This window comes from uncultured Tepidimonas sp. (assembly GCF_938045175.1).
Classification (GTDB): domain Bacteria; phylum Pseudomonadota; class Gammaproteobacteria; order Burkholderiales; family Burkholderiaceae_C; genus Tepidimonas.
The window spans coordinates 1-20,653 of sequence record NZ_CALIND010000020.1; the positions used below are offsets into that span (position 1 = coordinate 1).

The following is a 20,653-nucleotide window of genomic DNA, read 5'->3' on the forward strand; positions in this document are numbered from 1 at the left end:
CGCGCAGGTGCGCCAGCTCGTGCACGACGACATAATCCACCAGCCCCAGCGGCAGACACACCAACCGCCAGTTCAGCGACACGGTACCGCGCGTGCTGGCGCTGCCCCAGCGTGTGCGCGCCGACGACACGCGCAAGGTGGTGGGTTGCACGCCGAGCCGCGGCGCGAAAAGCGCCACGCGTTGCTGAAACAGTCGCCGAGCCTGCTCGCGCAGCGCCGGTGACGGCTCGGGCCACACGGGCCGCGGAGCAGCCGCTTGCCGCTGTAGCTGGGCCAACACCCAGTCCGCCTTGTGGCGCAGAAAACCCTCCACCTGCGACCAATCGGCCCAGCGCGGGGCGCGCACGCTCAAGCCCTGGGGGCCGACGTACAGCCCAATGGTGCGCCGCGCGCTGCGCCGACATTCGTACGCGACCGTCACGCCCTGCAACTCGATCATTCGGTTGGCCTGCGGATGCCGCCAGTGCGTGCCCTCGGCGGTGGGACGGTCCGCCGCCTTCGGTACCGGCACTGCCATCGGCTCAAGCGGCGGCGGTGGCACGCGGCTCCTCACGATAGGCGTCGGGGTCGAGCCGACGCATCTCGGCCTCGATCCACGCCTCCACCTCGCGCATGAGGTCGTCCGGATCGCGCCCGACGCTCGCCATCGGCCGGCCGATCGAAAACACCACCGTGCCTGGGCGCTTGACGATGGCGCGCGCCGGCCAGCAGCGGCCCGACGTCACCGCGATCGGGATGACCGGCACACCGGTCTGCACCGCCAGCCGCGCGCCCCCCGTCTTGTACTGCCCGCGCGCCCCGCGCGCCACGCGCGTGCCTTCGGGAAACATGATGACCCAAATCCCGCGCGCCAGCAGCCGCCGCCCTTGCTCCACCACGCGCTGAAACGCCTGGGCACGCTTGGCGCGGTCGATGTGGATCATGTCCAGCCGACCCAGCGCCCAGCCAAAGAAAGGGATGTAGAGCAACTCGCGTTTGAAGACGAACGCCAGCGGATGGGGCATCATCGCCGGCAGGCAAAACGTCTCCCAGGTGGATTGATGCTTGGGCAACAGGATGGCCGGCGCATGCTGGCCGACGGGCAGGTTCTCCCAGCCGATGACTTCGTTGCGGATGCCCAGCATCCAGCGCGCCGCCCAGATCTGCAGGCGCACCCAGCGGATGCAAAACCAATACAGCCGATCCGACGACACCAGCGGCGCCATGAGCACCGCGGCCGTCGCCCACGGCACCACCGTCACCCCCATGAACAGCAAGTGCAGCCACGAGCGCAGCGCGTTCATGCACGGCCTCCAGACGGACGCACCGAAGTCTCGCGCGCGATCAACGCATCGGCAAACGCCAGTAAATCGTCGTGGACGGTGACCCCCTCGGGCAACCCGGGCGGGCGGGTGCCATCGCGGTGCGCAGCCGACTGACCGGTGAGCACGAGGTGCGTGTCGCATCCCGCCGCCACACCCGCGCAGGCATCACGCACCGAATCACCAACCGCGACCAACTGCGTCGGCGGCACCCCATAGCGTTGCGCGATTTGCAAAAACAGACCCGGCAACGGTTTGCGACACTCGCACGCCTCCTCAGGGGCATGGGGGCAGAAAAACACCGCGTCCACGCGCGCGCCCGCCTGCGCCAGCGCCTTGTGCATGCGCGCGTGCACCGCGTTGAGCGTGGCCACGTCGAACAGTCCCCGCCCCAGACCCGACTGGTTGGACGCGATGACCACCCGCCAGCCCGCTTCGTTCAGGCGCGCCACGGCCTCCAGCGCCCCGGGCAGCGGCTCCCAGTCGTCGGGGCCGTGAAGGTAGTCCTCGGGGTCTCGGTTCAGGGTGCCATCGCGGTCGATGACGACGAGTTTGAGGTCGCGGGCAGGCATGGGGAGACGGCGCGATCAAGCAGCGAGTCGCGACAGGTCGGCCACGCGATTCATGGCCTGGTGCAGCCGCGCGAGCAACCCCAGGCGGTTGGCGCGCAGGTCAGGGTCGTCGGCGTTGACCATCACGCTCTCGAAAAACGCGTCCACCGGCGCCTTGAGCGCCGCCAGCCGCTGCAGGCTGGCGGTGTAGTCCCCCGCCTCGTAGGCCGCGTCGGCCAGCGGCTGCACCGCGAGCAGTGCCTGATGCAGCGCCTGCTCGGCGGGCTCTTGCAGGCGGGCGGGGTCGACCACCGGGGGCACCGGCCCCTGCACCTTGCGCAGGATATTGGTCACGCGCTTGTTGGCTGCAGCCAGCGCCGCCGCCTCGGGCAAGGCAGCAAAGGCGCGCACCGCCGCCAGGCGCCGGGGTACTTCGTGCAGCAACGGCGGCCGCAGCGCCAGCACCGCGTCCACCTCCTGCGCCGAGTAGCCCTGCTCCCGCAGGTTGACGGCCAGGCGGTCATAGATAAAGTCGAGCAGCGCCGCCCGCGGATCGCGAATACGATCACCAAAGATGGGCACCGCCAGATCGATCAACGCGGGCAGCGCCAGCGGCAGTTCGCGCTCGATGAGCATGCGCACCACCCCCAGCGCGTGGCGGCGCAAGGCATAGGGGTCTTTGTCGCCACTGGGCAAGGCTCCGATGCCGAACAGCCCCACCAGCGTCTCGAGCTTGTCGGCCAGCGCCACGCACAGCCCGACGGGGTTGCGCGGCAGCTCGTCGCCCGCGAAGCGGGGTTTGTAGTGGTCTTCGATGGCCTCGGCCACGGCGGAGTCCAGGCCATCGTGCAAGGCGTAGTAGCGCCCCATGATGCCTTGCAGCTCGGGGAATTCACCCACCATGTCGGTCAGCAAGTCGGCCTTGGCCAGCTGCGCGGCTTGGCCGGCGCGCTGCGCGAGGGCGTCGTCGCCCCACTGCGCGGCGATCGCTTGCGCCAGCACCTGTAGGCGCTGCACGCGCTCGCCCTGGGTGCCCAGCTGTTGGTGGTACACCACCTTGGCCAGGCCCGGCACCCGCGCCGCCAGCGGGCGCTTGCGGTCCTGGTCAAAGAAAAACTTCGCATCCGCCAGCCGCGGGCGCACCACGCGCTCGTTACCGGTGATGACGGCGCTTGCATCGTCGGGCGTGATGTTGCTCACCACCAGGAAGCGGTGCGTCAGCCGTCCCTGCGCGTCGAGCAGCGGAAAATACTTTTGGTTGGCCTTCATCGTCAGAATCAGGCACTCGGGCGGTACCTCCAGGAAGGCCTCGTCGAACTGGCACAGCACCACGTTGGGGCGCTCGACCAGCGCGGTCACCTCGTCGAGCAGCGCGTCGTCGGCCACCGGCTGGCAGCCGCCGCCAACGCGCGCGGCCGCCGCCTGCAATTGGCGCTCGATCTCGGCGCGGCGCTCGCCAAAGCTGGCCACCACGGCGCCATCGCGCCGTAGCACGTCGGCATAGGCGTCGGCGTGCGGAATGTCGATGGGGTCGATACGCGCTTCGAAGCGGTGCCCGTGGGTCTGGCGCCCCGCCTGCAAGCCCAGCACTTGCACGGGTACCACCGCGTCGCCGTGCAGCGCCACCAGCGCATGGGCCGGACGCACGAAGTGCACGCTTTGCCAGCCGTCGGCCAACTGGTAGGTCATGACCTTGGGAATGGGCAAGCGGCGCAGGGCGTCCTCCAGCGCCGCCTGCAAGCCCGCCGCCAGGGTGGCGCCGGTGACCACGCTGTCCCAATAGAGCACCTCGGCCTTGCCGTCTTGGGCTCGGCGCAGGCGCGCCAGCAGCGCCGCGTCGTCGCTGGCCTCCGCGCCGAGGGCGGCCAATTTTTTGCGCAGCGCGGCCGTCGGCTGGCCATTGGCGTCCAGCCCCACGGAGACGGGCATGAGCTTGAGCTGCACGGCGCGATCGGGCGCCTGTGCGCGCACCACGGCGATGTGCACCGCCAGCCGCCGCGGCGTGGCATAGGGGGTGACAGTGGCGCCGTCTTCCAGCAGCCCCTCGCGACGCAGCCCCTCGGCCACGCCGTGCGCGAAGGCGTCCCCCAGCGCGCGCAGCGCCTTGGGCGGCAGCTCCTCGACGAACAATTCCACCAGCAGGGCAGCGACGGCGGCACTCATGCGGCGGCCTCCTGCGGGGCGCGCCAGCGCGCCAACACTTCCTCGGCCCACGGGCGCGGCGCCATCGGAAAGCCCAGCCGCGCCCGGCTGTCCAGGTAGCTCTGCGCCACGCTGCGCGCCAGGTGGCGAATGCGGCCAATGTAGCCGGCGCGCTCGGTCACGCTGATGGCACCGCGCGCGTCCAGCAGGTTGAAGGTGTGGGCCGCCTTGAGCACTTGCTCGTAGGCCGGCAGGGCGAGTTGCTGCTGCATCAGGTATTGGGCCTGCCGCTCATGGGCGGCAAAGGCGGTGAACAAAAAGTCGGTGTCGGCGTGTTCGAAGTTGTAGGCCGACTGCTCCACCTCGTTTTGGTGGAACACGTCGCCATAGGTCAGCCCTGGCGCATAGGTCAGGTCGTAGACGTTTTCCACGCCCTGCAGATACATGGCCAGGCGCTCCAGCCCGTAGGTGATTTCGCCGGTGATGGGACGGCAGTCGATTCCCCCCACCTGCTGGAAGTAGGTGAACTGCGTGACCTCCATGCCGTTGAGCCAGACCTCCCAGCCCAGACCCCAGGCGCCCAGCGTGGGGTTTTCCCAGTCGTCCTCGACGAAGCGGATGTCGTTCTTCTTCAGGTCGAATCCCAGCGCCTGCAAGCTCCCCAGATAAAGATCGAGGATGTTGCTGGGTGCAGGCTTGAGCACCACCTGGTACTGGTAGTAGTGCTGCAAGCGGTTGGGGTTATCACCGTAGCGGCCGTCCTTGGGGCGGCGGCTAGGCTGCACGTAGGCGGCTTTCCACGGCTCGGGGCCCAGCGCGCGCAAAAAGGTCGCGGTATGGCTGGTGCCAGCGCCCACCTCCATGTCGTAGGGCTGCAACAGGGCGCAGCCCTGCGCGTCCCAGTACGACTGGAGCTTGAGAATGATCTGTTGGAAGGTCAGCATAAGCGCCACATTCTACGGCGCGCGGCTGCGGCGGCGCGGGCTCGCGGCCCACGCCGCCCACACCAGCACCAGCAGGCACCCCGCCACCAGCGGCGCGTGGCCCCAGCGGCTGGCCCACGCGGCGTACGGGGTCAGGCCACGGCGTCCCTCCACGGTCGCGTCGAGCACCCCGCGCTGCCAGCGCGGCAGCTCCGCCTGCACCCGGCCGCGGTGGTCGATCACCGCGGTCGAGCCGGTGTTGGTGGCGCGCACCATGGGCCGCCCCAGCTCCAGCGCGCGCATGCGCGAGATGTGGCGGTGCTGGTCGATCGCCACCGTATCCCCAAACCACGCGATGTTGCTGACATTGACCAGCACCGTGGGGGCCTGCACCGGGTCGCGAAAATCCGCCGCCAGCTCTTCACCGAACAGGTCTTCGTAGCAGATATTGGGCGCGATGCGCTGCCCCGCCCACACGAACGGCGGCTGTACCAACGGGCCGCGCTCGAAGTACCCGCCCGGGTTGAACATCAGCTCGGTAAACCAGCGAAACCCAGGCGGCACGAATTCGCCAAAGGGCACCAAGTGGTGTTTATCGTAGCGGTAGCGGCTGTGGTGGGTGAACGGATCGACACCCGGCTCGGGTGCCGGACCACCCGGCACCCAGCCCACCACCGAGTTCGCGTAGCCGTCGGCAAAGCCACCCAGCGGCACGCCCAACAACACGGCGGCGTGGCCGGTGCGCACCGCAGCCCCCAGGGCGCGCCAGTAATCGGGGTCGATGTCCTGCGGCAACAGCGGAATGGCCGTCTCCGGCGCCACCACCAGGCCGCCCGCCAGCGCCGGGTCGGCACTGGCCTGCACGATCTGCTGCCCGTACCAGCGCAGCGCCAGCGGGATGCCGGCCTCGGCGTCGAACTTCACGTCCTGCGCGATCGCGCCCTGCAGCAGGCGCACCGGCAGTGTGCCGGCCGACTGCGTGTGCTCGGGCAAGCGCGCCGCCAGCCACGGCCCCGCAGCCGGCACCAGCCACAGCCCCAGCGCCACGCCCAGCGCCGCCCAGCGCCACACCCCGGGCGCCAGCACGACCGCCGCCGCCAGCAGCGCCGCCACCGCCCCCACCCCGTACACCCCGACCCAGGGCGCCAGCCAACCCAGGGCGTCGATCTGGGCGTACCCGCCCGCACCCCACGGAAACCCGGTCCACAACACACCGCGAGCCACCTCGGCCAACGTCCAGCAGGCTGCGAAGACCCACACCGCTGCCCCGCGACCCAGGCGGCGCAGCCAGTGCCACCACAGAGCGGCGGCGAGCGCATAGTACAGCGCCAGAAAGGCCGCTAACGCCCCCACCGCGAAGGCGGACAAGGGCGCGGCCACCCCGCCGACCGTGTGCAGGGAAATGAACAGCCACCAAAACGTCGCCACCAGCCATGCCGTGGCGTACACGCCAGCACGCGCAGCAGCGGCCCCGGCCGATGGCGCACGCACCAGCGCCGCCACCAACACGGCCAGGCTGAGGCCGTGCAGACCGGCCACCGGCTCGCCCGGGCGCAGCCAGGGCTCAAGCGCGACCGCAAACGGCCACGCCAGCGCGGCTGCATGCCACGCCCCGGCCAGCAGCAGTAGCAGCCAGACCGCCCATGCGGCCCCTTTCTCCCGCGCCCTTCCCGCGCGCAGGTCGGCCGTCATGGCGCCTCGGGGGTGGGGCGCGTCACCTTGAACCAACGCACCGCACCCGCCCGGGCATGCTGCACCTGAAACACCAACCCCGCGAGCTCGACAGACTCGCCGCGGCGCGGCACCCGCCCCATTTCGTGCGCGACATAGCCGCCAATGGTGTCGAATTCGTCCTCGGGGAGCGCCACTTGGAACCACTCGTTGACGCGCTCGATCGGCGTGTCGCCGCTGACGCGCCACGTGCCATCGGCCAGGGCAAAGATGTCGCCCTCGTCCTCTTGGACGTCGAACTCGTCCTCGATCTCGCCGACGATTTCTTCCAGCACGTCTTCGATCGTGATGAGACCCGCGACCCGGCCAAACTCGTCGATGACGACGGCCAGGTGGTTGCGGTTGCCCCGAAACTCTCGCAGCAGGTCGTTGAGCGCCTTGCTCTCGGGCACGAACACCACCGGACGCAACAGGGTGCGCACGTTGAGCTCGGGCGCGCGCTGCAGCTTGAGCAGGTCCTTGGCCATGAGGATGCCGATGATGTTGTCGCGCTCGCCCTCATAGACCGGAAAGCGGGAGTGACCGGTGTCGATGACGGTGTTGAGCAGCTCGGCGTACGGCGCGTCGATGTCGAGCACGTCCATGCGCGGGGCGGCCACCATCACGTCCCCAGCGGTCATGTCGGCGATGCGGATCACGCCTTCCAGCATCGCGCGCGACTGGGCATCGATGACGTCGTTGTCTTCGGCGTCGGCCAGCGCCTCGATGAGCTCGTCCTTGGAGTCGGGCCCGGGGTGCAGAAACTCCACGAGGCGCTGCAAGAAGGTGCGTTTGTCTTCGTGCCGCGTACCCGGCATCGGCTGCGGAGAATAGGAGGGATCGGCCACGGGGGTGGTCAGTGGTTGCGACAGACCCTAGCATACAATAGGGCCATCGCATGGGACAGCGTCGCCTGGCAGACCCCGCCTGGCGTGCCCCGCCATCCGGCCCTCAGCGGCCCGGGCGGCTCCAGCTGCGTGGGTTCAGCCAGCGCAGCACGCGAGCCCCCCAGCGGCGCAACGCCTTGGCAAGGTAGTTGGTGCGCGCCACCTCTTCGTCGATCAGCTCGCTGACATGCGACGCAAAATCGGCGGGAGGCAGCTCCAGGTGGCATTCACTCTCGCCTGCGTGCTGTACGACGGTCGCTCCCGCCCCGCGAGCGATGCGCAGCATAGGGATGTTCTCGCTCAACGCGTGAATGTACAAATACTGCACGCCATGGTTGCGCGCGTGCATCACCGCGCGGTCGAACAGCAGCCGACCGTAGCCGCGTCCGCGCGCATGCGCGCTCACGCTCACACCGAACTCGGCACTGTCGCTGCCGCGCCCCGGCGTGACCATGTAGGCCAGGTGCGCCATGGCAATCAGCTCCAGACGCCAATTGAAAATACCGAAGACCTCGTCCAAACCGAAGCGCAACCCATCCACGTAGCGGCGGATTTGGTCATCCTGCGCCGCGTAGCCGAACCTCAGGTAACGGTCGCGCTCGCCCAGGGCCAACAGGTGGCGCAGAATCGCCTCGCGGTGCGAGGCGTCGAGCATGCGGATCGGCGCGCGCGCGTGCGCCCGCGGCGCCCGCGGCTCGGTGGCCAGCGGCAGATCACGCACCGGCACGCGCGGCCCGCGATCGGGTGCGCTCAGCGGCGATGGTGACGTGGCGGTTGTCGGCATGATGGCCTCGACTATACGCCGATGCGCCGGATTTTTCAGGGTTTTCCCTAATATTCCACACTTTCGGCATGTCTCAACCGGCCCAGGCTGTGCCTTGCGCGACAGCTTGTCAGGGCAACCCCTGAGGCGCCCTACGCTGCGTGGCGGCCACAATGGTCAGCCCCCTGATCAATGGACCGCTATGGAACGAATCTGGCTATCGAGCTACCCGCCCGGCGTGCCCGCCGACATCGACCCCACACAGTACGAGTCGCTGGCCGCGCTGCTGGAGCAGGCGTTCCGGCGCCACCCGCAGGACCCCGTTTCGGTCTGCATGGATCGCTGGATGACCTACGGCCAGCTCGACCGGTACAGCGCCGCCCTGGGTGCGTATCTGCAATCGCTCGGCCTGGCACCGGGCGCGCGCGTGGCCATCATGCTGCCCAACCTGCCACAGTTTCTGGTCACCATGGCAGGCGTGTTACGCGCGGGCTACACCTGTGTCAATGTCAATCCCCTCTACACGGCACGCGAGCTGGAGCACCAGCTCAAGGACTCGGGCGCCGAGGCCATCGTCATCCTAGAAAACTTTGCCCATACGCTGGAGGAGGTGATCGACCACAGCCCCGTGCGCCACGTCGTCGTGGCCAGCTTTGGCGACCTGCTGGGGCCTTGGTATGGCCGCTGGATGACGTTTCTGGTGCGGCACGTGGCCAAGCTGGTGCCGGCCTTCAAGCTTCCACTGCAAGGCCCCGCGGGGCCGCGCACCATCGTCCCGTTTCGTCGGGCGCTGGAGGTAGGCTCGACCCAGACCCTCAAGCCCGCGACCATTGGCCGCCAGGATATCGCCTTCCTGCAGTACACCGGCGGCACCACCGGCCTGTCCAAGGGCGCGGTCCTCACCCACGGCAACGTCATTGCCGCCATCCTGCAGGCCGAGGCCTGGTTTACCCCAGCGCTCAACAAAGTGGGAGATCCGCGGCGCACCAACCACATCATGGCGCTGCCGCTGTACCACATCTTCGCGCTCACGCTGATGCTGCTGGTGATGCGGCAAGGCGCGCACGCCACCCTCATCCCCAACCCGCGCGACATCCCCAAGTTCGTCGAGGTGCTCAAGAGTCGACCGTTTCACGTGCTGCCGGCGGTCAACACGCTCTTCAACGGGCTGCTGGCCAACGCACGCTTTCGGCAGCTGGATTTTTCGTCGCTGGTGCTGTCGCAAGCCGGCGGCATGGCCGCGTCGGAGGGCACGGCACGCCAGTGGCAAAAGGTCACCGGCTGCGCCATGATCGAAGGCTGGGGCATGAGCGAGACCTGCGCGATTGGCACCAACAACCCGGTGACCAACACCCATTTCACGGGCACGATTGGCTTGCCGCTGCCCAGCGTCGAGATCGCCATCAAGGACGACGACGGACGCGACCTGCCGCCGGGCAGCACGGGCGAGATCTGCATCCGTGGCCCCAACGTCATGGTTGGCTACTACAACAAACCCGATGAGACGGCCAAGGTCTTCACCGAAGACGGCTACATGCGCACGGGCGACATCGGCATCATGGACGAACGCGGCTACATCCGCATCGTGGACCGCAAGAAGGACATGATCATCGTCTCGGGCTTCAACGTGTACCCGACCGAGATCGACAACGTCGTGTCCACCTGCCCGGGCGTGCTGGAATGCGCCGCCGTCGGCGTGCCCGACCCGCATTCCGGGGAGGCGGTCAAACTCTACGTGGTGCGCAGCGACCCCACGCTAACCGAGGAACAGGTCATGCGCTTTTGCCACGACAACCTCACGGGCTACAAACGCCCCAAGTACATCGAGTTCCGCGACGAGCTGCCCAAGAGCAACGTCGGCAAAATCCTGCGGCGCGAGCTGCGCGGCAAGGCATAGGTCGGAGCGCGCCCATGCCTGCCCTGCTGCCAGCTGGCGTGCACGTCTGGGAGCGGGGTTGGCTGTCGTCCAACAATGTCTTGCTGCTCACGCCGTCCGAGGCGGCCTTGATCGATTCGGGCTACGCCACCCACGTCGATCAGACGCTGGCGCTGCTGCAGCGGGTACTGCACGGGCGCCGCTTGTGCTGGCTGCTCAACACCCACCTGCACAGCGACCACTGCGGCGGCAACGCTGCCATCCAGACGCAACACCCAGGCGTGCGTACCCTCATCCCGCCCGGGTCGGCCGATGCGGTGCGCGCGTGGGACGAGGCGCGGCTGAGCTACCGGGCCACCGGGCAGCGCTGCCCGCGCTTTGCGTTCGACGGCTTGTTGCCCCCCGGCTCGGCGTTTGTGTTCGGCGCGCTGACGTGGGAGATCCACGCCGCCCCCGGCCACGACCCGGATGCCGTGATGCTGTTCGAGCCCGCCACGCGCACCCTCATCAGCGGGGACGCGCTGTGGCAACACGGCTTTGGCGTGGTATTCCCCGAGTTGGACGGCGAGCCTGGCTTCGACGCCGTGGCCGCCACGCTCGACCACATCGAGCGCTTGGCACCGCGCGTCGTCATCCCCGGCCACGGCAGCCCGTTCGGTGATCCCGCCCACGATGACGGCGCGCGCCCGTCGGCACCCGTCGCCGCGGCGCTGGCCACGGCGCGGCAGCGTCTGGCCCATTGGCAGGCGCACCCCGCCAAACACCGCCAACACGCGCTCAAAGTACTGCTCAAATTCAAACTGCTCGAGTGGCAGCGCCAGCCGATCGCGGGCATCCATGCCTGGGCGCGCGAGGTGCCTTATCTGCGGCATATCTACGCCCAGCACCACGCCGACCAGCCGTTCGAAGCATGGCTGGATGACCTCATCGACGCCCTGTGCGCCAGCCGTGCGGCGAGACGACAAGGAGATGACCTCATCGACGCTGGCTGACGCCGAATACCCCGCCCCAATGACCGACGAACGGTGTGGAATTCACGGCGGTTTTGGGCTAAAAAATCGATATGAACATCGGCTCGACAACACTCATCGGCCAGGTCGCCACGCAAGGGGTGGAGGCCGGGGATGCCGCGCAGATTTTGGCGCTGCGCAAGGCCCTGCAGCTGCAGCAGCAACAGGCGCAGGCCATGCTCCAAGCCGTCCCGCAGCCACCGCGCGCCGAGCTGCCCTTGGCCACTGAAGGGCCCTTGGGCACACGGCTCAACGTTCTGGCCTGAACGCCGTCACACCCCCAGCATCAGCCGCAGGTTTTGCACGGCGGCACCACTGGCGCCCTTTCCTAGGTTGTCCAGACGCGCCACCAGCAGCGCGTGGCGATGATCTTCGTTGCCGTAGACGCGCAGCTCCAGCCGGTCGCTGCCCGCCAACGCCACCGCATCGAGCTTGCCATCGGCCGTCGGCGGCTCCACCGACACCCAAGCGCTGCCCGCATAGTGCGCAGCGAGCGCCTCGTGCAGGTCCTGCGCGCGCACCCGGCCCGGCAAGGTGTCCAGGTGCAGCGGCAACTGCACCAGCATCCCCTGCGGAAAATTCCCCACCGACGGCACGAACAGCGGGCGCCGTTGCAGGCCGGTATAGGCCATGATCTCGGGCAGGTGCTTGTGGTTGAGCCCCAGTGCATAGAGCTCGAACGCGGGCGCCTGGCCGGATTCATACGCCTCGATCATTGCGCGCCCACCGCCGGTGTAGCCGCTGACGCTGGGTAGGCACAACGGATGATCCGGCGGAACGAGACCGGCGTCGACGAGCGGCCGAATGAGGGCGATGGCCCCGGTGGCGTAGCAGCCTGGGTTGGCCACCCGTTCGGCGCTGCGGATGGCCTGCGCCTGCCCCGGTGCGAGCTCGGCGAAACCGTACACCCAACCCGGCGCCACGCGGTGCGCGGTGGACGCATCGATGATGCGCGGCGCGTGCCCGGTCTCGGCGCGCAGCGCGTCGATCATGGCCACCGATTCCCGCGCGGCATCGTCGTGCAGGCACAAGATGGTCAGGTCGGCCTGCGCGAGCAGTTCACGCTTGGCAGCCGGGTCTTTGCGGCGCGCCGGGTCGATGGACAGAAGGGTCAGCCCCGCCATGCCTTGCAGGCGCTGGCGGATTTGGAGCCCGGTGGTGCCGGCTTCGCCGTCGATGAATACCGTCTTCATGAGAATACCCTTAGGGGTTTTTACCGATTGACGCTGCACCGCAAACGGATGACTTGGTGTCAGCTTGGATCAAGCTAGCGGCAGTGGCCGCATGATACAGTTCGCGCTGTCCCGCGCTGGCCCGCCAGCTGCGGCGCTGCGTTTGGGCGGCGCCGCGCACTCGTGCAGGCGGCCGTTCGGCGACGCAATCGTCGCACCCGAGCTGCCGCCCGGCGGACCTCCCGTCAGACGCCACTTCAGACAGGAACCACATGAAGATCCACGAGTACCAAGGCAAGGAAATCTTGCGTCAGTTCGGCGTGCCGGTGCCGCGCGGCATCCCGGCCTTCACGGTGCAAGAAGCGGTGGAAGCCGCGCAAAAGCTCGGCGGCCCGGTCTGGGTCGTCAAGGCGCAGATCCACGCCGGTGGCCGCGGCAAGGGCGGCGGCGTCAAGTTGGCGCGCAGCATCGACGAGGTACGTGAACTCGCGGGCCGCATGCTGGGCATGCAACTGGTCACCCACCAGACCGGCCCACAGGGCCAGAAGGTGCGGCGCCTGTACATCGAAGAAGGTGCCGACATCGGCAAAGAGTTCTACGTCTCGGTCGTGACCGACCGCGCCACGCAAAAAGTGGCCTTCATCGCCTCCAGCGAAGGCGGCATGGACATCGAGGAAGTCGCCGCCCACACGCCAGAGAAGATCGTCAAGATCTTCGTTGACCCGCTGGTGGGCTTGACCGAGGCCCAGGCGCGCGAGCTGGCCGAGGGCATCGGGATGAGCGGCCACACCGTCGATGAAGCAGTCACACTGTTTCAGAATCTGTACCGCTGTTACATGGAGACCGACGCCTCTCTGCTCGAGATCAACCCGCTCAACCGCGACTCCAAGGGCCACCTGATCGCGCTGGACGCCAAGTTCAATTTCGACAGCAACGCGCTGTTCCGCCACCCCGAGATCGTGGCCCTGCGCGATTTGGACGAAGAAGACCCGGCCGAAATCGAAGCGAGCAAATACGACCTCGCCTACATCAGCCTGGATGGCAACATCGGCTGCCTGGTCAACGGGGCGGGTCTGGCCATGGCCACCATGGACACCATCAAACTCTTCGGTGGTGAGCCGGCCAACTTCCTCGACGTCGGCGGCGGCGCCACGGCCGAGAAGGTGACCGAGGCGTTCAAGATCATGCTCAAAAACCCGAACGTCAAGGCCATCTTGGTCAACATTTTCGGCGGCATCATGCGCTGCGACGTGATCGCCACCGGCGTCATCACCGCCTGCCGCGCGGTCAATTTGAACGTGCCGCTGGTGGTGCGTATGAAAGGCACCAACGAAGACCTGGGCAAACAGATGTTGGCCGACTCTGGCCTGCCCATCATCAGCGCCGACACCATGGCCGAGGCTGCCCAGAAGGTGGTGGCCGCCGTCGCCGGTCGCTAACGCCGTCCGTGGCCGAGAGGAAAGCACACCATGTCCATCCTGATCAACAAAGACACCAAGGTCATCACTCAGGGCATCACCGGCAAGACGGGCCAGTTCCACACCGAAAAGTGCCGGGAATACGCCAACGGCAAAAACTGCTTCGTGGCCGGCGTCAACCCGAAGAAGGCCGGTGAGAAGATCTTCGACATCCCCATCTATGCCAGCGTGCGCGAGGCCAAGGAGGCCACGGGCGCCACGGTCAGCGTCATCTATGTGCCGCCGGCGGGGGCAGCCGATGCCATCTGGGAAGCCGTCGAGGTCGACTTGGACCTGGTGATCTGCATCACCGAGGGCATCCCCGTGCGTGACATGCTGATGGTGCGCAACAAGATGAAGCGCAAGGTCGCCGAAGGCGGCAAGGAAACCCTGCTGCTGGGCCCGAACTGCCCGGGCCTGATCACGCCCGACGAGATCAAGATCGGCATCATGCCGGGCCACATCCATCGCAAGGGGCGCGTCGGTGTGGTCTCGCGCTCGGGCACGCTCACCTACGAAGCGGTGGCGCAACTGACCGAGCTGGGTCTGGGCCAGAGCTCGGCGGTCGGCATCGGTGGCGACCCGATCAACGGTCTCAAGCACATCGACGTCATGAAGATGTTCAATGACGACCCCGACACCGACGCCGTGATCATGATCGGCGAAATCGGGGGGCCGGACGAGGCCGAGGCCGCGCGCTGGTGCAAGGACCACATGAAAAAACCCGTCGTCGGCTTCATCGCTGGCGTCACCGCGCCGCCGGGCAAGCGCATGGGCCATGCGGGCGCACTCATCTCGGGCGGGGCCGACACGGCCGAGGCCAAGCTCGCCATCATGGAAGAGTGCGGCTTCAAGGTCACGCGCAACCCGTCTGAGATGGGCAAGCTGCTCAAGAGCCTGCTCTGACCGCACGGGCGGCGCTACACTGGCTGGGCGTGCCACCTCGCCCTGCCCCATGTCCATCCAATTCGCCGCTGCCACCGACGTGGGGCGCCTGCGCCCCAACAACGAAGATACCGTCCTCATCGACACCACACTGGGGGTGGGCGTGCTGGCCGACGGCATGGGCGGCTACAACGCCGGCGAGGTGGCCAGTCGCCTGTGCTGCGAGACGGTCGTGCAGTCGCTGCGCGAGCACGCCGCACTGTGGCACGACGATCCACACCGCGCGCTGCTGCAGGCCATCCGCCAGGCCAACCGGCGCGTCTACGAAGAAGCACACACCCACCCCGCGCTGCGCGGCATGGCCACCACGGTCGTGGTGGCGGGCTGGCGCGACGGCCAATTGATCGTCGCGCATGTCGGCGACTCGCGCCTGTACCGGCTGCGACAGGGGCTGCTCGCGCAACTGACACGCGACCACACCCTGGTACAGGACCACGTGGACGCCGGGCTACTGCCGGCCAGCGGCGCGCGCCTGACCGGCTACCGCAACCTGGTCACACGCGCCATCGGCGTGGCGCCGTGGGTGGACATCGACCTGGCCGAGCATGCGGTGCAAGCGGGCGACACTTACCTGCTGTGCTCCGACGGCCTGACCGACATGTTGACGGATGCCGAGATCGCCCGCATCCTGCGCCACACGGGCGCCTCGGACGCCGCCGCCCGGGCGTTGGTCGCCGCCGCCAATGCCGCGGGCGGCCGTGACAACATCACCGTCGCCCTGATCCACTGCCCCCCTCGAGCCGAGTCCGGAGCGTAGACCATGCCCATGCTCACCATCAGTCTGGACGGGCGCGAACTGCAACGCGTGCCGCTGACCCAGATCCGCACCACAGTTGGGCGTCGCCCGTACAACGACCTCGTGATCGAACACCTCGGCGTCAGCGGCGAACATGCCGTCTTCGTGCTGGAACCCGACGGCCGCGTGCAGGTGCTGGACCTCAACAGCACGAACGGCACCTACGTCAATGGGCGCGCCGTGGTGTCCGCCGACGTCGGGCCGGATGACGTCGTGGAAATCGCCCGCTACCAATTGCGGGTGATTTCCGGCGAGGGTGACGCACCGCCCGCCACCCCCGCGGCTCCCTCCCCCCCGACCACCATATCCGCGCCCCCCGTGACGGCGACACCCGCCCGGCTGGAGGTACTCGAAGGCCCGGCGCAAGGACGCACGCTGGTGCTGATCAAACCCGTCACCACCATCGGCAAGCCCGGCGTGGCCGTGGCCAGCATCGTGCGCGAAGGCACCACCTACACGCTGCGCCAGACCGTTGGCGCCCAGTCCGTCACCCTCAACGACCAGCCCCTGCGACCCGAGGGCGCCCGCTTGAACGACGGCGACGTCATCGCACTGGCAGGGACGCGCGTTCGCTTCGTGCGGGGGTGAGGGTCGAGGAAACAGTGCCGCTACTCTCCGTCGCTCACACCCACAGCGCCGCCCGCGTGCGCTCGGCCTCGGCTCGCGCCGCCGTGGCAAAGTCGTCGCCTGTGCTGGCGTACAGGATAGCGCGCGACGAATTGACGATCACTGGCCCGGTGGTGTGGCCTGCAGCGTCACCGCGCCAGCCTGCGCGCACGGTGGTGGCGGCGTCGCCCCCCTGGGCGCCGACGCCGGGGATGAGCAGCGGCACCGTGGGGGCGATGGCGCGCACGCGCTCGATCTCTTGCGGGTAGGTGGCGCCCACCACCAACCCCATCTGACCGTGGCGGTTCCACGGCCCCTGCGCCAGCGCCGCGATGTGCTCATACAACAGCGGCTGCCCAGGCACGTCGGCCAAGCGGCGCGCCTGCAAATCGTCGCCACCGGGATTGCTGGTGCGGCACAGCAGAAACACGCCTTTGCCCGGGTATTGCAAGTAGGGCTCGACCGAATCGAACCCCATGAACGGCGACAGCGTGACGGCATCGGCCCCGTAACGCTCGAAGGCCTCCTTGGCGTACTGCTGGGCGGTGCTGCCGATGTCGCCCCGTTTGGCGTCCAGGATGATGGGCACGTCGGGCGCCACGACGCGGATGTGGGCCATCAGACGCTCGAGCTGATCCTCGGCCCCGTGCGCGGCGAAGTAGGCGATCTGCGGCTTGTAGGCGCACACCAAATCGGCGGTGGCATCGACGATGGCCGCGCAAAAATCGTACAAATGCTCGACGCGCCCCGCCCAGCGCCCAGGCAACCGAGTCGGGTCCGGGTCCAACCCGACGCACAAGCGCGATCGATGCGCCCGTTCGGCGCGCAGCAGCATCTCGGTGAAGTTCATGGCGGCATTGTAGAAGGCGCTGCGACGCCCGCTGGCGCGGGCTCTGCGGCCCGAGCGGGGCTCGACGCCGTAGTCATCGCGCTTATCGGTTCACTGAGCGCGGCGCTGCGCGGCAGCCAGCAAGATCCACCCGATTCCGACGCCGACGGCGTCCGCGATCCAGTCAGCGACATCACCGTGGCGCCAGCCACTGGCGGCTTGGGCCAGCTCGATGGCCGCCCCCTGCAGCAACAGGCCAACCCACAGCGAGTTTCCAGGTGCAGCCGGGTACGCCAGCCGCGCGGTGATGGTCAATAGCGCAAAGCCCAGCGCGTGCTGCGCTTTATCCCACCAATCGAACACCTGCGGCGGCAAGTGCTCCACGGGCGTCAGCGACAGCACCGTGATCGCCGTCGCCAATGCCCAGAATGCCCAGCGAGCCAACTGGTGGCGACTCATGCCCGCGCCGCAGCGCCCACCGCGTCCTGCAGCGCATCGACGAAGCGTCCGGCGACGTCGTAACCCGTCTGCTGGGTGATTTCCTGAAAGCACGTCGGGCTGGTGACATTGATTTCCGTGATCCACTCCCCGATCACGTCCAGCCCCACCAGCAGCAGACCGCGCGCGGCCAGCGTGGGGCCGACGGCGCGGGCAATGGCCCAGTCGGCGTCGCTCAGCGGCCGCGCCTCACCGCGGCCACCGGCGGCCAGGTTGCCGCGCACCTCGCCGGCTTGCGGGATGCGCGCCAAGCAGTAGGGCACGGGCTCGCCACCGATGAGCAAGATGCGCTTGTCCCCGTGCGCGATCTGCGGCAGGTAGCGCTGCACCATGATGGTGGTGTGGCCGTGTGCCGTCAGCGTCTCGACCACCGCCCCCAGGTTCATGCCATCCGGCCCGACACGAAAGATGCCACGCCCTCCCATGCCATCGAGGGGCTTGAGGATGATGTCGCGATGCTCGGCATGGAAAGCGCGGATGGCCTCGGCACTGCGCGTCACCAGCGTGGACGGCGCCCACGGGGCAAACTCCATGACGGCCAGCTTTTCCGGGTGGTCGCGCAGCGCGGCGGGCCGGTTGAAGACGCGCGCGCCCTCGCGCTCGGCCTGCTGCAGCAGGTGGGTGGCGTAGAAGTACTCCGCATCGAACGGGGGGTCCTTGCGCATCAGCACGGCGTCGAACGCGTGCAGCGGCTCGCGCCCTTGGCGCCGTACCGCAAACCAAGCGTGCGGATCGTCGGTCAGCGTCACTTCACGCACCCAGGCGGTGACGGGTTCGCCGCTGCGCCAGTGCAGGTGCGCCGGCTCGCACGCGGCCAGCGCCACACCGCGGCGCGCCAACTCGCGCATCATCGCGTACGTGCTGTCTTTGTAGGTAACGAAGGTGTGCAGCGGGTCGGCCACCACCAACACCCGCCGCAGGGAAGGCTTCGCTGGCGCCTCAGTCATACTGCTCGGCCTCGGGGTCGGTGGCTTCGAGCTCGTAGGCGGCGGCCAGCATGGCCAGCCGGGCGACGACGCCGTACATGTAGAAGCGGTTGGGCACGCTCGCCCCCGGCGGTCTGCCGGGCTGTGGCTGCAATGCACTCTTCTCGAACGCCAGCGGCACGAAGCTCGCCCCGGGGGCATTGAGGTTTTCGTCCACGCCGCGCTCGGCATGTACGCGATAAAAGCCCCCCACCACATAGCGGTCCATCATGTAGACGACGGGCTCGGCCACAGCGTCGTTGATGCGCTCGTGCGTCATGACGCCTTCCTGGATGATGACGTCGCTGACCTGCTGACCGTCCTTGATGACATTCATCTTGTTCTTGGTCCGGCGGTTCAGACTGGATAGCTCGGCCGCGTCGCGCACCATCATCACGCCCATGCCGTAGGTACCGTTGTCCGCTTTGATGACAACGAACGGGCGCTCCTGAATACCGTACTCCTTGTACTTGCGGCGGATCTTGGCCAACAGCGCATCGACGTTGCCCAGCAGGCACTCCAAGCCCGTTCCCTCGGCGAAATTGACCTGACCGCAGTGGGCAAACAGGGGGTTGATCAGCCACGGATCCATGCCCAGCAGTTTGCCAAAGCGCTTGGCCACCTCCTCGTAGGCCCGGAAGTGATGGCTCTTGCGCCGCACATGCCAGCCGGCGTGCAGCGGGGGCAGCAGGTACTGCTCGTGCAGGTCCTCCAGGATGCCAGGCACGCCTGCGGACAGGTCGTTGTTGAGTAGGATGGTGCAGGGATCGAAGTGCTTGAGTCCGAGGCGGCGCCCATCGCGGATCAAGGGCTCGAGCGTGACCTGCTCGCCATTGGGCAGATCGATGGTCACGGGGGCCTTGATCTCGGGGTTGAGAGAGCCCAGCCGCACATCGAGCCCGGCCGAGTAGAAGATGCGCTGCAACTGCGCCACATTCATCAGATAGAACAGGTTGCGCGTGTGGTTCTCGGGGATGAGCAGCAGGTTTTTCGCCTCGGGGCAAATCTTCTCGATCGCCGCCATGGCGGCCTGCACCGCCAGCGGCACCATCTCGGGCGTGAGGTTGTTCCACCCGCCCGGAAACAGGTTGGTGTCCACCGGCGCGAGCTTGAAGCCGGCGTTGCGGATATCCACCGAGGTATAGAAGGGCGGCGTGTGCTCCATCCACTCGAGGCGGAACCAGCGCTCGATGACCGGAGTGGATTCGAGGATGCGCTGCTCCAGCTCGTTGATGGGGCCGGTCAGCGCGGTGACGAGATGGGGAACCATGGTAGGCCCTCTGACGGAATGAGAAAAGTTGCCGCTTGCCGGGACGGCGTCAGCGGGAGAATGCACCGATTGTAGGAAGTCGCGCGCGGCCCCCACAACCCAGGCGGGCCTTGCCGCTAGAATGGGTGCGAACGAGGCCGTGGGAGTCGAGTCATGACCGCCGTGGAAAAACCCATTTTCAGCGCCGAGGATTTTCTTGCCTGGGAGGCGGCACAGACCGAGAAGCACGAATACATCGCCGGCGAGGTGTTCGCAATGGCCGGCGCGTCGGATGCGCACGTGACGGTCAGCGGCAATGTTTTTGCCGCCTTGCGTGCGCACCTGCGCGGCGGTCCATGCCGCACTTACATCGCCGACATGAAGTTGCACGTCGAAGCGGCGGATGCCTTCTTCTACCCAGATGTGTTCGTCACCTGCTCGGCGGCGGATGCCGCACGGCCAAACTTCAAGCGTGAGCCGGTGTTGATCATCGAGGTGCTCTCCAAGGCGACAGCGGCGTTCGATCGCGGCGGCAAATTTGCCCACTACCGCCGCCTGCCGAGCCTTCAAGAATATGCGTTGATCGATGGCGAGCGCATCGCGGTGGATGTCTTTCGCCGCGATACAGGGGGACATTGGGTGCTGTATCCCTATGGGCCCGGTGAGCTCGTGGAACTCGCCAGCGTCGGTTTGAGCTTGCCGATCGAGGCGATCTACGAGGACGTCCGGCTGGACACCGGTGACGCCTCACCCGCCTCGGGCGGATGAAGCAAGCCCACACAGGGTGCGGGCACGGGTTGGCGGCTGCCCAAGCGTTAGGGAAGCGCTGAACCACCCCGGCTAACCATATGGAAGCCGACCGCCCTGGGGGCCCTCAATGGACCAAGCACGGGCCTGCGCGAAGCCACGGGCGCTTGCAGTACCTGCCAAGGTGCCACCCGATCATGTACCGGTCTGGAGGGGGTTTTTAAGA

Annotated in this window: 21 protein-coding genes; 8 read left to right on the plus strand and 13 right to left on the minus strand. The window is 67.7% G+C overall.

Going from position 1 to position 20,653, the window contains the following annotated elements:
* The 8 genes from Q0716_RS00960 to Q0716_RS00995 form a co-directional block, all read right to left on the minus strand.
* Positions 1-517 (minus strand): YgjP-like metallopeptidase domain-containing protein (locus Q0716_RS00960; protein WP_299018704.1); only part of this gene is annotated, 517 nt, incomplete at its 3' end.
* A 4-nt stretch (positions 518-521) separates the two neighbouring features.
* Complete coding sequence (locus Q0716_RS00965) at positions 522-1,283, minus strand: lysophospholipid acyltransferase family protein (protein ID WP_299018706.1); 762 nt, start codon at positions 1,281-1,283, stop codon at positions 522-524.
* Positions 1,280-1,873 (minus strand): D-glycero-beta-D-manno-heptose 1,7-bisphosphate 7-phosphatase, encoded by a 594-nt coding sequence (gmhB, locus tag Q0716_RS00970; protein ID WP_299018708.1) that lies wholly within the window; start codon positions 1,871-1,873, stop codon positions 1,280-1,282. The genes Q0716_RS00965 and gmhB overlap by 4 nt, the downstream gene beginning before the upstream one ends.
* 15 nt (positions 1,874-1,888) lie before the next feature.
* Positions 1,889-4,015, minus strand: a complete 2,127-nt coding sequence (gene glyS, locus Q0716_RS00975; RefSeq protein ID WP_299018710.1) for a glycine--tRNA ligase subunit beta — start codon at positions 4,013-4,015, stop codon at positions 1,889-1,891.
* On the minus strand, positions 4,012-4,938 hold the full coding sequence (gene glyQ, locus Q0716_RS00980; RefSeq protein WP_299018712.1) for a glycine--tRNA ligase subunit alpha: 927 nt from the start codon (positions 4,936-4,938) through the stop codon (positions 4,012-4,014). The genes glyS and glyQ overlap by 4 nt, the downstream gene beginning before the upstream one ends.
* Positions 4,939-4,950: 12 nt before the next feature.
* Complete coding sequence (lnt, locus tag Q0716_RS00985; RefSeq protein WP_299018714.1) at positions 4,951-6,609, minus strand: apolipoprotein N-acyltransferase; 1,659 nt, start codon at positions 6,607-6,609, stop codon at positions 4,951-4,953.
* On the minus strand, positions 6,606-7,445 hold the full coding sequence (locus Q0716_RS00990; protein ID WP_299018742.1) for a transporter associated domain-containing protein: 840 nt from the start codon (positions 7,443-7,445) through the stop codon (positions 6,606-6,608). The genes lnt and Q0716_RS00990 overlap by 4 nt, the downstream gene beginning before the upstream one ends.
* A 133-nt stretch (positions 7,446-7,578) precedes the next feature.
* Positions 7,579-8,169: a GNAT family N-acetyltransferase gene (locus Q0716_RS00995; protein ID WP_299018744.1), complete on the minus strand. Its 591-nt coding sequence runs from the start codon at positions 8,167-8,169 to the stop codon at positions 7,579-7,581.
* A 310-nt stretch (positions 8,170-8,479) separates the two neighbouring features.
* Here Q0716_RS00995 and Q0716_RS01000 point away from each other — a divergent pair, with 310 nt between their 5' ends.
* The 3 genes from Q0716_RS01000 (at position 8,480) to Q0716_RS01010 (ending at position 11,429) form a co-directional block, all read left to right on the plus strand.
* Positions 8,480-10,174, plus strand: a complete 1,695-nt coding sequence (locus tag Q0716_RS01000) for an AMP-binding protein (RefSeq protein ID WP_299018716.1) — start codon at positions 8,480-8,482, stop codon at positions 10,172-10,174.
* Positions 10,175-10,188: 14 nt separating this feature from the next.
* Entirely contained in the window at positions 10,189-11,145 is a 957-nt protein-coding gene (locus Q0716_RS01005; protein ID WP_299018718.1) for an MBL fold metallo-hydrolase, read from the plus strand.
* 71 nt (positions 11,146-11,216) lie between these two features.
* A complete protein-coding gene (locus Q0716_RS01010) occupies positions 11,217-11,429 on the plus strand; it encodes a putative motility protein (protein ID WP_299018720.1) in 213 nt (70 codons plus the stop codon).
* 6 nt (positions 11,430-11,435) lie between these two features.
* Here Q0716_RS01010 and argC read toward each other — a convergent pair whose 3' ends face one another.
* Positions 11,436-12,356, minus strand: coding sequence for an N-acetyl-gamma-glutamyl-phosphate reductase (gene argC, locus Q0716_RS01015; protein ID WP_299018722.1), 921 nt, complete (start codon positions 12,354-12,356; stop codon positions 11,436-11,438).
* Positions 12,357-12,607: 251 nt separating this feature from the next.
* On the opposite strand from argC, the gene sucC reads away from it, so the two are divergent.
* Genes sucC through Q0716_RS01035 form a run of 4 tightly spaced genes read left to right on the plus strand, consistent with a single transcriptional unit; the run spans position 12,608 to position 16,121 of the window.
* Positions 12,608-13,774, plus strand: coding sequence for an ADP-forming succinate--CoA ligase subunit beta (sucC, locus tag Q0716_RS01020; protein WP_299018724.1), 1,167 nt, complete (start codon positions 12,608-12,610; stop codon positions 13,772-13,774).
* 30 nt (positions 13,775-13,804) lie between these two features.
* Complete coding sequence (gene sucD, locus Q0716_RS01025) at positions 13,805-14,698, plus strand: succinate--CoA ligase subunit alpha (RefSeq protein ID WP_299018726.1); 894 nt, start codon at positions 13,805-13,807, stop codon at positions 14,696-14,698.
* 49 nt (positions 14,699-14,747) lie between these two features.
* Entirely contained in the window at positions 14,748-15,494 is a 747-nt protein-coding gene (locus Q0716_RS01030) for a Stp1/IreP family PP2C-type Ser/Thr phosphatase (RefSeq protein WP_299018728.1), read from the plus strand.
* A 3-nt stretch (positions 15,495-15,497) separates the two neighbouring features.
* Positions 15,498-16,121 carry an FHA domain-containing protein gene (locus tag Q0716_RS01035; RefSeq protein WP_299018730.1) on the plus strand — a complete coding sequence of 208 codons (624 nt, stop codon included), beginning with the start codon at positions 15,498-15,500 and terminating at the stop codon, positions 16,119-16,121.
* 34 nt (positions 16,122-16,155) lie between these two features.
* Here the strand turns inward: Q0716_RS01035 and pyrF are convergent, their stop codons facing one another.
* The 4 genes from pyrF to gshA form a co-directional block, all read right to left on the minus strand.
* On the minus strand, positions 16,156-16,989 hold the full coding sequence (pyrF, locus tag Q0716_RS01040) for an orotidine-5'-phosphate decarboxylase (protein ID WP_299018733.1): 834 nt from the start codon (positions 16,987-16,989) through the stop codon (positions 16,156-16,158).
* Between the two features lie 90 nt (positions 16,990-17,079).
* On the minus strand, positions 17,080-17,427 hold the full coding sequence (locus tag Q0716_RS01045) for a VanZ family protein (RefSeq protein WP_299018734.1): 348 nt from the start codon (positions 17,425-17,427) through the stop codon (positions 17,080-17,082).
* Positions 17,424-18,413: a glutathione synthase gene (gshB, locus tag Q0716_RS01050; protein WP_299018736.1), complete on the minus strand. Its 990-nt coding sequence runs from the start codon at positions 18,411-18,413 to the stop codon at positions 17,424-17,426. Before gshB ends, Q0716_RS01045 begins: the two co-directional genes overlap by 4 nt.
* The gene (gene gshA, locus Q0716_RS01055) at positions 18,406-19,701 is read right to left on the minus strand and encodes a glutamate--cysteine ligase (protein WP_299018738.1); all 1,296 of its coding nucleotides are present in this window, start codon (positions 19,699-19,701) and stop codon (positions 18,406-18,408) included. The genes gshB and gshA overlap by 8 nt, the downstream gene beginning before the upstream one ends.
* Before the next feature lie 153 nt (positions 19,702-19,854).
* Here gshA and Q0716_RS01060 point away from each other — a divergent pair, with 153 nt between their 5' ends.
* Positions 19,855-20,448 carry a Uma2 family endonuclease gene (locus Q0716_RS01060; protein ID WP_299018740.1) on the plus strand — a complete coding sequence of 198 codons (594 nt, stop codon included), beginning with the start codon at positions 19,855-19,857 and terminating at the stop codon, positions 20,446-20,448.
* Positions 20,449-20,653: the final 205 nt, after the last annotated feature.

Coding starts and splice junctions, on each gene's coding strand:
- Q0716_RS00965 (WP_299018706.1), bottom strand. CDS start 1,283: ATGAACGCGCTGCGCTCGTGGCTGCACTTGCTGTTCATGGGGGTGACG.
- gmhB (WP_299018708.1), bottom strand. CDS start 1,873: ATGCCTGCCCGCGACCTCAAACTCGTCGTCATCGACCGCGATGGCACC.
- glyS (WP_299018710.1), bottom strand. CDS start 4,015: ATGAGTGCCGCCGTCGCTGCCCTGCTGGTGGAATTGTTCGTCGAGGAG.
- glyQ (WP_299018712.1), bottom strand. CDS start 4,938: ATGCTGACCTTCCAACAGATCATTCTCAAGCTCCAGTCGTACTGGGAC.
- lnt (WP_299018714.1), bottom strand. CDS start 6,609: ATGACGGCCGACCTGCGCGCGGGAAGGGCGCGGGAGAAAGGGGCCGCA.
- Q0716_RS00990 (WP_299018742.1), bottom strand. CDS start 7,445: ATGCCGGGTACGCGGCACGAAGACAAACGCACCTTCTTGCAGCGCCTC.
- Q0716_RS00995 (WP_299018744.1), bottom strand. CDS start 8,169: ATGCTCGACGCCTCGCACCGCGAGGCGATTCTGCGCCACCTGTTGGCC.
- Q0716_RS01000 (WP_299018716.1), top strand. CDS start 8,480: ATGGAACGAATCTGGCTATCGAGCTACCCGCCCGGCGTGCCCGCCGAC.
- Q0716_RS01005 (WP_299018718.1), top strand. CDS start 10,189: ATGCCTGCCCTGCTGCCAGCTGGCGTGCACGTCTGGGAGCGGGGTTGG.
- Q0716_RS01010 (WP_299018720.1), top strand. CDS start 11,217: ATGAACATCGGCTCGACAACACTCATCGGCCAGGTCGCCACGCAAGGG.
- argC (WP_299018722.1), bottom strand. CDS start 12,356: ATGAAGACGGTATTCATCGACGGCGAAGCCGGCACCACCGGGCTCCAA.
- sucC (WP_299018724.1), top strand. CDS start 12,608: ATGAAGATCCACGAGTACCAAGGCAAGGAAATCTTGCGTCAGTTCGGC.
- sucD (WP_299018726.1), top strand. CDS start 13,805: ATGTCCATCCTGATCAACAAAGACACCAAGGTCATCACTCAGGGCATC.
- Q0716_RS01030 (WP_299018728.1), top strand. CDS start 14,748: ATGTCCATCCAATTCGCCGCTGCCACCGACGTGGGGCGCCTGCGCCCC.
- Q0716_RS01035 (WP_299018730.1), top strand. CDS start 15,498: ATGCCCATGCTCACCATCAGTCTGGACGGGCGCGAACTGCAACGCGTG.
- pyrF (WP_299018733.1), bottom strand. CDS start 16,989: ATGAACTTCACCGAGATGCTGCTGCGCGCCGAACGGGCGCATCGATCG.
- Q0716_RS01045 (WP_299018734.1), bottom strand. CDS start 17,427: ATGAGTCGCCACCAGTTGGCTCGCTGGGCATTCTGGGCATTGGCGACG.
- gshB (WP_299018736.1), bottom strand. CDS start 18,413: ATGACTGAGGCGCCAGCGAAGCCTTCCCTGCGGCGGGTGTTGGTGGTG.
- gshA (WP_299018738.1), bottom strand. CDS start 19,701: ATGGTTCCCCATCTCGTCACCGCGCTGACCGGCCCCATCAACGAGCTG.
- Q0716_RS01060 (WP_299018740.1), top strand. CDS start 19,855: ATGACCGCCGTGGAAAAACCCATTTTCAGCGCCGAGGATTTTCTTGCC.